Here is a 13,266-nt window from a genome sequence, read left to right on the forward strand (position 1 = left end):
ATAATAAATGTCGTAAATTAATATACCAAGAAAGTATATTAATCTTAATAAGAGAGGTGAGTATTGTGGCAAAAAAAGGTATCCATCAAAAATATTTTGATACTAAAATTACATGCACTACTTGTGGAACGGAATTTATGAGTGGATCAACTAGAGGTGAAGAAATTAAAGTTGATACTTGTTCTTCATGCCATCCATTCTACACTGGTAACCAACAATTTGCGAATGCAGCAGGACGAGTTGAACGTTTCAAATCTAAATTTAATAAAAAAGAAGAAATTGCTAAACAAACTGCCAGTTTATCAAAAGCACAAAAAGATTTAAACAAAAAAATGCAAAAGATAAAAAAGAAGCACCCGTAACTGCCGATAAATCAGAATAAAATAAATAAGACACCATTCATAATGGTGTTTTTTTTGCTTATTTCGGTATAATATTATATATTTAGAATAAATAGAATTTTGGTGGAAAAAATGGGTTTAGAGTTTAATAATATTGTTTATAAAAGATATAAAAAAATTATTTTTAATGATTTATCTTTTAGAATTAATAATAAAGAATCATTAGTCGTTTTTTTTGAAAATAAAATTAGCCAACGTTATTTTTTAAAATTTTTATTAGGAAAGAAAAAGGTTAATAAAGGGACAATTTATTTAAATAAAAAAAATATTACAACATTGTTAACGAAAGAACGTAAAATCGCTTATGTTCCCCCAGCTGCTTTCCGCTTAGGATTTTTACCAACAAAATTACGATTAACTTATAATATTCTAAAAACACCAAAGTTTTTACACGAAGCAACAATCAAATATTTAAAAAATAAGTATGCTTATCGCGAATTATTAGCAATGGATAATAATAAGTATCGCAAAGATTTAATTAATAAAGTTGATAAAATTCTTGAAGAATATATTTATAATTCAATTAAAATTAAAGAACAATGAATGGAAAACTACCGGAATGGGATTAAACTTTTCCATGAAAAAGAAATTAAAAAAGTTTTAAAAGAAGATGTGACGGGAATTTTATTTCAAACTGTTAAGACTTATGTCTTAAAAAAAGAAGAATTAAGAATTCAAGAAGGTTACTTAGCCTTTTTACAAGCGTTATGAGATAAAATTTATTATATTTCAGAATTAGATTATTCGTGTGATTGTAAATATATTGCTAAACGACGAAAATTAAAAGTTAAATTATTTGCTTTTAATGAAGCAAAACTAATTTGTGAAAAATATCTTAAAATTTTACGAACAGAAATTGTTTACCAGCGTTACCATATTTTTAAAGCACGGAAATCTTTAAAAAAAATACCGTTTTAATGTTGTTAATATTTTAATGAAAGATAGCCAAAAAAAGGAAATTTTAAAAGCAATTTTAAAAACTTGAATCCAACTTTCAGATGATCAGTGGTATGAGTATAATGAGAAACAAGAACAGTTAATTGTCACTTTATTACCCGATGAAGCTTCAATTATAAAGGGAAAAGTTATTGAGCATTTTCACAAATATCATTTAGCAATGTTAAATGACACGTTTATTACAAAAAAAGAAGATTATAGTGAATTAATTGAGAAGGTTAAAAATAAAATTGTGAGTGTTTCCAATCAAGCTTATGACTATGTTAAAGAACTAATGTTAGATTTAAATATTAAAATGAATTGACTAAGATTAACCAAAAATTTAAGTAGTTTTGATCACACCAAAATCCGGTTAATTAATGCATTGTTAGCTAAAAAAGAACTAATTGTTTTACATCATACTTTTGATAATTTAACCCAGAGTGAAGCAAATGAGTTATATAATATTATTAATAATATTAAAAATTATAATCCTCAAATTTCTGTTCTTGTGGTTGTTAAAAATATTGAAAATATCAAAAATTATGTTAATGGATTTTTACTATTTGATAAACAAAACCATTATAAAGTGATTTCCCAAGTGCAGGCCACAACCACACCGATGACATTGGAATTATACAAAACAATATTTGCGACTTCTGAAAATATTTTTCGGGGAATTTATCATTTATCCAACCAAACAATACAATTAGATGATATTATCATTAAAGCGGCTAATTTACCTTTAATAAATAATCAAGAATATATAATTGCGATTAATCCAAAGTATCTTAGTTTTGAAAAGACAAAATTATATAATAAAGAAACCACTTTACATTTTAAAGGGTCTGTTAAAACTGTTAAAAAATCAGGAGGAGCCATTGTTTGTTATTTTGAAACCCATCATAATAAGATTTTTAAATTAATTGTTGATAACCAGCAATTAAATTTACGAAAATTAACAATGATTTATTTTGAAAAAGGAGCAGTTTTGGTATATGATAAAGAAACGCAAAAATTATTAGGAATTATCTAAGATAGAAAAGAGATGTTAAAAATGCGCGAAAAAATGGATTTGATCTTAGCAAAGATTAAAGAATACGACAAAATAATTTGCTTACGTCATATTTCCCCGGACGAGGATGCTTATGGCTCATCATTTGGGTTGGCTAATTTTATTAAGGAAAACTATCCAACTAAAAAAGTCCTAACTGATGGGGAAGCAAATGATAATTTATCATTTTTAGGTGTTCCCGAAAAGTTAACGGCTGAAGATTACCAAAATGCGTTAGTAATTGTCACTGATACTGCTAATACTGAACGCATTGATAGTTTGTATTGGCAAACATCCCAAGAAGTGATTAAAATTGACCACCATCCCGATGATACCCCTTATGGAGATCTTTCCTGAGTTGATGCGAAACGAATTGCTGCTTCAGAAATGGTGAGTGAGTTAGTTTTCCATAGTAAATTAAAAGTTTCACCAGAAACTGCGCGGTTGTTATACACAGGAATTATTACTGATTCAAATCGTTTTTTATTTCGCAACACCACAAATGTGACCTTAATTCTGGCAAGTAAACTTTTAGCAACTGGTTTTGATGTGCAAGAAATTTATCAAAATTTATATTTGGAATCATGAGCTAATGTAAAGTTTAAAAACTACTTGCAAAATTTAGTTGAAATTAGTGCGCACGGTGTTGGGTATATTAAAATTACCGATGAGATGTTACAGCAGCATCAAATGACATATGATCTTGTTAAAGGGTGAGTTAATATCTTAGCTAATATTAAAGAAATTAAAATTTGGTTATTTTTTATCGAAAATAAAGCTGAAAATTTTGTTAGTGTTAGTATGAGAAGTCGTCACTATAATGTTAATAAGGTTGCAAAAAAAATACCATGGGGGAGGGCATTTGTTAGCAAGTGGAATTAAAATGCCAAACTGGAATTGGTGTGCAGCTATTATTAACGACTTAGATAATTTGATTATTAATAATGATGTTGTGGAGGGGGCGAATTAAAATGTATTTTTTAAATAGAAATGCCAAAATTGGGTGAGTTGAAGTTATTACGGGTTGTATGTTTGCAGGAAAAACCGAAGAATTTATTCGCCGGATTGTGCGCTTAAGTTATGCTAAATTTAAAATTCAGGTTTTTAAACCAGCAATTGATAATCGTTATAGTAATGATAATGTTGTTAGTCATAGCCAAAAATCAATTAAAGCAATTTCAGTTAACAATACCAAAGAATTATTAGCAAAACTAGCACCCTATACGGATGTGGTAGGGATTGATGAAGTTCAATTCTTTGATAATGAAATTGTGAAAGTAGCAGATGATTTAGCGAACAAGGGAATTATTGTAATTGTGAATGGTTTGGATAAGGATTTTCGAGCTGAACCATTTCTAAATGTGGAACAATTAATGAGTAAGGCAGAAGAAGTTAAAAAGTTACATGCTATTTGTGTTAAATGTGGTAATTTAGCTAACCGTACGCAACGATTAATTAACGGGAAACCCGCTAATTACCATGATCCAATTGTGTTAATTGGTGAAAAAGATAAATATGAAGCGCGTTGTCGCCATTGTCACGAGGTTGTTTACTAACAACTTCTTTTTTTGTAATGGGAAATGAAAGAGTAATATAATTTTAGTATGGTTTTGAATCGAAAAAAAGACATATATAAGGATATTATAGTATTGTGGAAAGAGACATAGTTGTTTTTTTGACATAAAAATAAAGTATTAACACCAATTTGACATCCGTTTATTTTGATTGAAGTCAATTAAAAAGGATTTGAATCATTACAAATAACATCAGTTAAATACGATGAACATGATAATCTTAAACAGTTATTATCAAGAGCAATTAGTTCGCAATGATAATTTTGTGCAAGTTGATGAGCGCAATGCGTTTAAATATCATTCATTAGTTATTTGTGATAAATATTACTTTATTAAATGAGGAAAAGACAAGTATCAATTATCAAAAATAATATTAAACAATGTTGAGAACTAAGGAGTATATTACTTATGTCAAATAAATTAGGGTTAAATGCCGAAGCAATTTTCTTTACGGGGGCAAAACCAAAAGTTGTCTATAAAGTACATTTTGTTGAAAACTTACGAATGAATTCTCGCCTTACTCTTTATTTAAGTAATTAAATTTACAAGAAGGTGACTATGTCGTGGTAGGGGTCAATGTTTTTAAAGTAAGTTTAAGAATTATTAAAAAACACCCTGTCAAAAAAACTTTTGAAAGTGGAGAATCCGTCTTTCCTGGGTTGATGCTTTAGCTAATTTACTAAAAATTCAAACAATTGTAAATGAACATAAATAAGAAATTCTTTACCTGAATTTTTTATTTTAATTTCAACTGATAATTAATAAATTATTTAAATAACTACTATTCTTTAAAAAGATATATTATATAATTGTTAAGTATTAAATAGTAATTTGAGGTGGGAAGAAAATGAATCAGAAAACAATTGACCGTTTAGAAACAATGTTAAAACGAAAACAACAAATTGAAGGAGAGTTAGTAAATCCAGAGATTGTTAATGATGTTAAAAAACTGACAGCACTATCAAAAGAGCAAGCACAAATTGCTGACATTGTTGATGTTTATTTGCAATATAAAAATATTTTGCAAAATATTAAAGAAGCAAAACTGATTTTAGAAACGGAAAAAGAAGGAGAGTTAATTGAATTGGCAAAAGAAGAAATTAAAACTTCGGAAGTAGAGAAAGAAGAACTGGAAGCAGAATTAAAAATAATGTTATTGCCAAAAGATCCCAATGATGAAAAAAATGTTATTGTAGAGATTCGCGGAGCTGCTGGTGGTGATGAAGGTAATATTTTTGCTGGTGATTTGTATCGAATGTATTTGAAATATGCGGAGCAACAAGGTTGAAAAATTGATGTGATTGAAGAAAATGATTCAGAAGCAGGCGGATTTTCCTCAATTTCTTTCATCTTAAAAGGTGACCGGGTTTATTCAAAAATGAAATTTGAATCGGGAGCCCACCGTGTGCAAAGAGTTCCGAAAACTGAAAGTAAAGGACGAGTTCATACTTCAACTGCCACAGTAGTAGTTCTTCCTGAGATTGAAGAAGTTGATTTTGAAATTAAACCAGCAGATTTAAAAATTGATACCTACCGAGCTTCTGGAGCTGGCGGACAGCATGTTAACACTACTGATTCAGCTGTTCGAATTACCCATATTCCAACAGGAACCGTAGTAACTTCACAAGATGGCCGTAGTCAACATGATAATAAAGCATTAGCAATGCAACATTTAAGAAGTAAACTATACGAAGAACAACAACGTAAAATTAATGAAGAGCGTGGTAATTTACGAAAAGATGCGGTCGGAACTGGTGATCGTAGTGAAAAAATCCGTACTTATAACTATCCACAAAACCGGGTGACTGATCATCGTATTAACTTAACTTTGCAAAAGTTAGACCAAATTATGGAAGGCAATTTGGATGAAATTATTACAGCATTAATGAACGAAGAACAAAGTTTAAAAATGGAAGGTAATTAATGACTGTTAATGAATTAATTAAAAAATCAGAAGATTTTTTAGCGGATAGTGATGTTATTAATTATAGTGCTGATATTAAAACTTTAATTGCATATTATAGTAAAACAACAATTTCAAAATTATATGCTTGTCAGAATGAACCAATTTCTTTTGATTTTGATCAGTATTGACAAGATTTAACAGCTTATAAAATTGGCAAACCAATTCAACACATTACAAATGTGCAGTTTTTTTATGGTTATGATTTTTATGTTGATAATAATGTTTTAATCCCCCGCTATGAAACAGAAGAATTAGTAGATGAAGTTAATAATTTAATTGATCAATATCAATGGGATGATCCCCATAATTTAACTTTAATTGATATTGGGACTGGGAGTGGGGCAATTGCTATTAGCTTGGGGCTAGAAAATCCCCAGTTAAAAGTGTATGCAAGTGATATTTCACCCGCCGCCTTGACAGTTGCGGCAAAAAATATTAACAACTTAAATGCTCACAATGTTAAGTTATTAGAAGGAAATATATTAGCACCGTTTATTAAAAATAATATTAAAGCTGATATTTTAGTTTGTAATCCGCCCTATATTCCCCAGCATCAAGCAATTAGCAAGCGTGTTAAAAATTATGAACCGCATGTTGCTTTGTTTGGCCAAGAAGATGGGTTATTTTTCTATCAAAAAATTTTTGAAAATTGACAAGCAGTTGTGAAAACAAAAGCAATTTTATGTTTTGAATATGGTTATGACCAAAAAAAAGATCTAGAAAAATTAGTTAAACAATTCTTTAAACATTCCCAATATAAATTCATGAAAGATATCAATAAAAAATGAAGAATGTTATTTATATTTGTTTTGTAGTAAAATATATACAATCAAAAAGTTAGTAGTGAGGTCAAATCAATGAATGAAACTAAGAACGCAAAAAAATGGAAGATGATAGTTACTGCTTTTGCAGTAGTTTTAGCCATTATGGTTCCTTATTTCATTTTTATTTTTGTCTCACATAGTGATAATGTTTTAAAAGAATATTTTCAATTTTTAAAAGAAGTTCCAACAGCTAGTTTACAAACATTTACAAATCCTCTATTACCTTCAAAACTTTATATTTTAGTTTTTCCCTATATTGCTTTTGGACTATTAGGAGTAGCGATTTTATTTGCCTGCTTTTATGGTGGTTTTCACCACCGAATTATTTATTTTAGTAAGAAGTTGTTTTTAATTTCAATTATCTTAATTTTAGGGTTATTATTTGCCAGTTGTTTACTATTTTCTTTCGCGGAATATCAGTACGGAATTTTTAATGATTGGTGTAAATCAATCAAAGGCGGTTCGGATAAATTTAATGAAATTTTAGCCCATATTAATTCATTAGTTCCTACAACATTACCAAACCGTGACCAAGTAATTGACCATTTAATTAACTTAGCAACGGGAACCGGTACTCACAACCCATACCCATTTGTGTGAATTGGTATTAACACCATTTGGTGAATTACTGGATTGCAAATTTTCTTTATTATTTTTATTACCTTACGAACAAGTTTTAAAATTGAACAATTATTAAGTACAACAATAAAAATTCAAAAAAATGAAGAAATTGCAGTTTTAAAAAATACTTTTAACCAGGGGTTAGCGAAAAAAATTTTGGGATTATTCCTAATTCCAACTGAATTTAACATTTCATTATGAACAATTATTTTTTCGGTTGTTATTTTTTCTCCTTACTTAGTTTATACTTTTAGCATTGCAATTACTTCAACACAAGCTTATCGCTTTTTATTATATTCATTTATATATCCTAAATTAACAAGAAATATTATTATTCCGGGAACAATCGATTTAAATGATTTACCAAATAAAGAATATTATGACACAATGGCCAATCATGCTCCGGTTAATTTTTTTCTTATTGTAAATTTACCAATTATTGCAACTGCCCTAATTGCAGCGATGTTATTTGCTTTTATCTTTGTGATGTTAAAAAGACCTAATTTATCAAAAGCCGGGTTCATTAGTTTATATAGTGGTTTTTTAGCCATAGTTTGTTTTGGGTTAATTGTTTATTTATATTCACAATCTTCACTAGGATGGTTAGTTGAATTTTGAAATAACCAAAGTGGAACTTTTAAACAACAGATTACCACAAAAATTTTTGGAACTCCTAATATTAGTTATTTTTGATTTCATGGGAATGAATTAATTGCGAGTGGAATTCTTTCGTTTTTCTTTTTAGGGGTCTTATCAATTATTGCCATTTCTCATATTTTAAAAATTAAAAAACAAGATCAAACTACCAAAATTGTTCGTCAAGCCTAAGCCATTATTTAATTAAGTTTTAAAATAATGTTTTTTTCTTCTATAATACTTCTTAAAATTTAAGATATAATTAAATTAAAAGATAATGAGGGATTTTTATGAAAATTTATCATCTTGCCGACAAGAAAAAAATTATTGCAGCATTTAAAGAACACCAAGTATTAATTATTCCAACTGATACAATTTATGGTTTTGCGTGCACCATTGATAATTTAGCAGGTAAAAAAAGAATTTATGAGTTAAAACAACGTTTAGAAAAAATGTACTTATCATTAGTAGTTGATTCATTATGAACAGCAAAAAAGTTAATTAAAATTAATAAAAATGATTTGAAATATTTTAAATCAAAAAATTCAATTACTATAATTGGTGAAATTTATGCGAGAGTTAATGACCAATACCACATTACTTTTAATAATACGATTGCGGTGCGGATTACAAAGTGGAAATGATTAAAACAAATCTTAAAAAAAACAGGACCAATTTTTGCTACCAGTGTTAATATTACTGGCCAACGTTATGGGAAAGAACTTAATGATTTTAAAGATTTTGCGGTGGATGTTATTGTTGATAATGGATATTTAGATAACCAACCATCAAAAATTTATAATGCTTTAACTAGAGAATTTGTTAGATAGGAGCCAAATTAAAAAATGAAAAAGAAAAAAAGACTGTGGTTTAAAATTATCAATTTTAGTGCAATTAGTATTTTGTTTGTGTTAACAATTATTTTTTTAGTACTCTATATTTTATATCCAGGCAAATATGACCTGGCATTTTTCATTTTTGTTTTTATTTTTGGATTGTGAATTGTTGTGCTCTTTACCGGAACATTTTTATTTTATAAAAAAGAAGACATTGCAGAAGGAACAAAAAAACTAGTTGCTGATTATAAGAAAAAACCTAAAAATGATTATGAAGATACAATTAATGAGGAACCAACAGCAGAAAAAGAAACTAAAGAAGAGGAAATTAAGCGCTTAGAAGAAGAACTTAAAAAATTAAAAGATCCTGAAAAATAAGGATTTTTATTTTGAAAAAAGCATAATATCATACCAAATTGTAAATGGAAATGCAATTTTTTTCAAATTTTTTTTATAAATTATGTTATAATTAATATGTAGATAAATGATGCAGGAGGGCTAGACATGTACATCAATCCGTATGAGAGAATGAAAAACTTAAAACTTAATACTGACGAGGATGAAAATAAGGAAACAAAAGAATTTGATTATTGAAATCTTGTGAGCGGAAGAAAAAATAAACCAGAAGCATTTAACGAAGGATTGGATTTAGAAAACCACAATTTACAACAGAGTTTTCATAATAACGATCAAGCGGCAACAAATCAAAAAATCAATGGTGCTATTTCTTTAAATAGTTATGAAATAGTTCGTGATATTATTAAGATTTTTAAAGAAAAAGATAGTTTAGTGCAATTTTTTTTAACTCTAAATACTAAAGGCAATAATGATGTTATTACTGAGTTGTCAAATTTATTTTTTTCAGTACCATTAGTTAATTTAGATATGGCAAAAATTGATTTATATGGTTCACCATTTTTATTTTTGTTAAAAAAAATTATAAAGGGACTGCCACAAGTCGGATTAGAAGATAAAAAAGTCTTATGGGACCGTGTTAAATTATTCGCCAGAACGTTAAAAAGCAACGAAAAAAGTAACAACACCTCTGATTCAAATACCGCGGTTATTATTAACGAACTAGAATTTGATGATCCGATTGAATATATTCATAAAGAATTTAGTGAAATAATTCGGGCTTATGAAATTAAAGAAAATATTATTATCCTATTTAATAATGTTGATCTTGTTGGTTATGAAAAATTCCGTGAATTATTTATCTTAATTCATACTATTTTCAAAGGTCTGACAGCATTTAAAGTAATTACGGGATTTAATCCAATCTTAGTGGAAAGTTATATTAAAAAGAATTATGATGAAAGTTTAGTTACCGAATTAATTAACCATGAATTACAAATTTTTGACCGTAAGTATAATTTACTTACAAATGATAATTCTGAACAAGATTATGGGCAACAACCAGAAACAATGACAGCGCCAATTGTTAATAACGAAGAACCGTTAGATCAAGAAGAAGATACAATTAGTTTTGATTATTGAGCACTACGTGGTGGGCGATAAGATTGTAGGAACATAGATAGATTTTTAGGAAGGAAAAAGAAAATGTTTATATTTTTAGTTATATTTGGTTGAATATTATTCATTGTTGGAGCAATTGTCCAGATTTTTGCCGCTATTATTCAAGCTTTAGTAGTTGCTAAAGTGACGCTTCCCGGTACTATTTTTGATATTAATGATGTTTTCCAAAAAACAATTTTTAAACAAGATAAGATTATTGATACTTTAGTTGGAAATGGATGAGCTTATGCAATTATTGCCTTATTATTATTTACAGCATTAGTAACAATTGCATTAGCATCATTCGAATTAGCAAGAATAATAAAAGGACAACGCATTGCGAAGCCTTATATTAAAATGTTTTTTGTTGCATTAATTATTGCATCATTAGTATTTGGTAAAGTATCAGCATTAATCATGCCAACCTTTATCTTTGTTGGACTATTATTTATTGAATCAACCCTATTTGATGTTGAAGCAATCCGCAACTATGCTGATGAACGAAATATGATTATTGTTTACCGCGAAGACAAACGTTTTGAAAGAGAGGTAAACAAAGAGGGAAAGTATCTTGGAAGCGTCACTTCGGGAGTTGGAGCGACTACCGTCGAGACCGCAGACAGCGCAACAAATTTCAAAAACAATGACTTAATAAACGGGGATGATAATAACAATGAAACATCACCAATAACTAAGAAAACACTATTTAGAAAAGCTGAATTAGATGATATTTTTAATGTTGCTAACGATAAAGCAAACGAAGCGGAAATTGCTAATTTAATTAATGATATGAATCGTCCCGCTGAAGCAGTGCAAAAACCACTGCCTGTAAAACCTAGTGATTTAAAAAACCTACCAAATGAACCAGTTGCAAGTCCAGTTGCATCAGAAAGCAAACCGCAAGAAGCCATCTTGCAAGAAACAGTTTGTTTTTCACCAAATACATATGATTATAAAAATGACCAACCAGTGGCGGCGAATGCGAATGTTGAAATTTTAACCGACCATGTTGAACCAGTTGCAAATCACAATCCAGAAGAACCAGTAATTGTTGCCCCTAACGAAGCAGAGGTGGTGACATCAAGTATTGAAGAAAATGATGTTTTAACAAATAACAACGTGGATTCAAATCTTGATGAAGCCCTTAATGATATCATTGAAAGTAATTACCAAGTTAATTATTCTAAAAAAGAACAAAAGTTATTTGTAAAATGAGAACAATTATATCAACAAGCAAAAAATTTACAAAATGAAGTTGACGAGGAAGCCCAAGCAGTTTCCCAACCAACAAAAGCAATTAAAAAGAAAGCTAAAATTTATAATAATTTAGCTAAAGAGGCCAATACCTTAGCAAATAAATTAAATCTTAGCCCAGATAAACAATTGAAATTAATGCAAGTTACTAAAATTTTTGGCAATGCCTCAATGAGCACCGAAGAATTTATTAACGATAATGTGTTAGATTTTAATTTAGATGATGTATTAAGTGATGATCAGCCCAAACAAGAACCAATTGAACAAGAAGGCTATGATTTTCAAGAAGAAGTACCAACAGAAAGTGAAAATTCATTTATGACAAATACATGCTATGAAACATCACCAACAGTTTCTGAAGATTTAATGGAAACAATTAAAGAGAATATTGCAGAAGATGTTTTTGAATTATTAGATGATAAGCAAAGTTCTGAAGATAGTTTAGAAGAACGTAATAATGAAGAAGATGATGCAGAAAGTGCATTCCTAAAACATTTAGAACAACTTGACCATGGGATTACTGAATTTAATAATTTAGATAATTTATCAGCCGAATTAGATGATGTTCTAACAAATAATTTTGATAAATCACAATTAGATGTTCCGGTTACCAAACCAGTTAAAGCTACTAGCGAAGAAGAAAAAAATGATGAAGTTGTGCCATCTGTTGTAACAGCAGAAGCAACCCCAGTTGGTGAATTATTAAATGAAGAAGTGAGCTCGGAAGAATTTGTGGATGAACCAACAAACGAAACTGCTTCGAGCCCAGTTCTTGCAGAAACACTGATTAACATTAACATACCTTCTGAACCAAGAACCCAAGATCCAGTTGCTTCTGAACAAGTTAATGCTCAACTAAATTTTGAAGATGAAGTGTCTTATAGTCTGGATGAATTAGATAACAAAATTATGAATGATGATTTTAGTGATTTAGAAGATGAAGATGTTTTAGCAAATCTTAAAAAACAAAGTGATAACGTTCGGGCAGCAAGTTCACAAGAGCAGACCCCTCCGGTTGCTAGTGAGATTCAAAACCCTGTGTTTAAACAAGAACCAGTTTCTTCACCAGGGTTTCCAACAAATCAAATTAGTGAAGAAATTAGTGATCTAACAACTAATCAAACAGCTTTTGCTAGTCAATTTAATAACAAAATTGATAAGTTAGAACAGTTAATTATTAATTCAACAAATACTCAACTTGAACAAGGGCAGTCATTAAAAAAAATTCAATCAAATATTAAAGACTTAACAATGAAGTTAGAATTATTAGAAAAACAAGCTAATGACTTAGCCAAAAAATTTGATGAAGATGAATTAAGACAAATTGAACTTCGTCGGGGAGTAACACCAATTGATCAGTTCTATCCAAAGGTGGATGGGATGAGTTTTGCCTCAGCGCGTTATAACTTATATAATCGCACTGGATGTTCAAATACTTATGGTGCTTTAGCAACTACTGGGGTGTCTCACCAAAGCGGAGACTTATACCAAAATAAAGATCCAAAACGAAAAGTTCAAGATATTTTAGGAACATGCATGAACCGGGTAGATTACAACCATATTAATTTACATAATGTTTCAAAATATACTAAACAAGACATTCCGTATGAAACAGATTGTCAATTATGTCAAAAAGCAAAAAAATAAAA

The 13,266-nt window shown here is 29.1% G+C and carries 14 protein-coding genes; all 14 read left to right on the forward strand.

From position 1 onward, the window contains the following. Nucleotides 1-65 precede the first annotated feature (65 nt). On the forward strand, nt 66-362 hold the full coding sequence (gene rpmE, locus P344_RS08015) for a 50S ribosomal protein L31 (RefSeq protein ID WP_025316881.1): 297 nt from the start codon (nt 66-68) through the stop codon (nt 360-362). A gap of 111 nt (nt 363-473) precedes the next feature. After that, nucleotides 474-1,319: a P-loop NTPase family protein gene (locus P344_RS07165; protein WP_248679143.1), complete on the forward strand. Its 846-nt coding sequence runs from the start codon at nt 474-476 to the stop codon at nt 1,317-1,319. A gap of 16 nt (nt 1,320-1,335) precedes the next feature. After that, entirely contained in the window at nt 1,336-2,373 is a 1,038-nt protein-coding gene (locus P344_RS07170; RefSeq protein WP_248679145.1) for a hypothetical protein, read from the forward strand. Nucleotides 2,374-2,394: 21 nt separating this feature from the next. Beyond that, nucleotides 2,395-3,273 carry a DHH family phosphoesterase gene (locus P344_RS00205; protein WP_248679147.1) on the forward strand — a complete coding sequence of 293 codons (879 nt, stop codon included), beginning with the start codon at nt 2,395-2,397 and terminating at the stop codon, nt 3,271-3,273. Nucleotides 3,274-3,362: 89 nt separating this feature from the next. Then, nucleotides 3,363-3,947 (forward strand): thymidine kinase, encoded by a 585-nt coding sequence (locus P344_RS00210; RefSeq protein WP_025316882.1) that lies wholly within the window; start codon nt 3,363-3,365, stop codon nt 3,945-3,947. A gap of 223 nt (nt 3,948-4,170) precedes the next feature. Further along, entirely contained in the window at nt 4,171-4,359 is a 189-nt protein-coding gene (locus P344_RS00215) for a hypothetical protein (protein ID WP_025316883.1), read from the forward strand. 14 nt (nt 4,360-4,373) lie between these two features. After that, nucleotides 4,374-4,505 carry a hypothetical protein gene (locus P344_RS07715; RefSeq protein WP_269078598.1) on the forward strand — a complete coding sequence of 44 codons (132 nt, stop codon included), beginning with the start codon at nt 4,374-4,376 and terminating at the stop codon, nt 4,503-4,505. A 307-nt stretch (nt 4,506-4,812) separates the two neighbouring features. Next, nucleotides 4,813-5,889, forward strand: coding sequence for a peptide chain release factor 1 (prfA, locus tag P344_RS00225; protein ID WP_025316884.1), 1,077 nt, complete (start codon nt 4,813-4,815; stop codon nt 5,887-5,889). After that, nucleotides 5,889-6,746, forward strand: a complete 858-nt coding sequence (gene prmC / locus P344_RS00230; protein ID WP_025316885.1) for a peptide chain release factor N(5)-glutamine methyltransferase — start codon at nt 5,889-5,891, stop codon at nt 6,744-6,746. Before prfA ends, prmC begins: the two co-directional genes overlap by 1 nt. Nucleotides 6,747-6,788: 42 nt before the next feature. Then, entirely contained in the window at nt 6,789-8,204 is a 1,416-nt protein-coding gene (locus P344_RS00235; protein WP_025316886.1) for a hypothetical protein, read from the forward strand. 98 nt (nt 8,205-8,302) lie between these two features. Further along, complete coding sequence (locus P344_RS00240) at nt 8,303-8,842, forward strand: L-threonylcarbamoyladenylate synthase (RefSeq protein ID WP_025316887.1); 540 nt, start codon at nt 8,303-8,305, stop codon at nt 8,840-8,842. 15 nt (nt 8,843-8,857) lie between these two features. Continuing rightward, nucleotides 8,858-9,226 (forward strand): hypothetical protein, encoded by a 369-nt coding sequence (locus P344_RS00245; protein ID WP_025316888.1) that lies wholly within the window; start codon nt 8,858-8,860, stop codon nt 9,224-9,226. 126 nt (nt 9,227-9,352) lie between these two features. After that, nucleotides 9,353-10,366, forward strand: coding sequence for a hypothetical protein (locus P344_RS00250; RefSeq protein WP_025316889.1), 1,014 nt, complete (start codon nt 9,353-9,355; stop codon nt 10,364-10,366). 42 nt (nt 10,367-10,408) lie between these two features. Beyond that, on the forward strand, nt 10,409-13,264 hold the full coding sequence (locus tag P344_RS00255) for a ring-infected erythrocyte surface antigen domain-containing protein (RefSeq protein WP_025316890.1): 2,856 nt from the start codon (nt 10,409-10,411) through the stop codon (nt 13,262-13,264). The last annotated feature ends 2 nt before the right edge of the window (nt 13,265-13,266 follow it).

The organism is Spiroplasma mirum ATCC 29335 (genome assembly GCF_000565195.1).
GTDB classification, from domain to species: Bacteria; Bacillota_I; Bacilli_A; order Mycoplasmatales; family Mycoplasmataceae; genus Spiroplasma; species Spiroplasma mirum.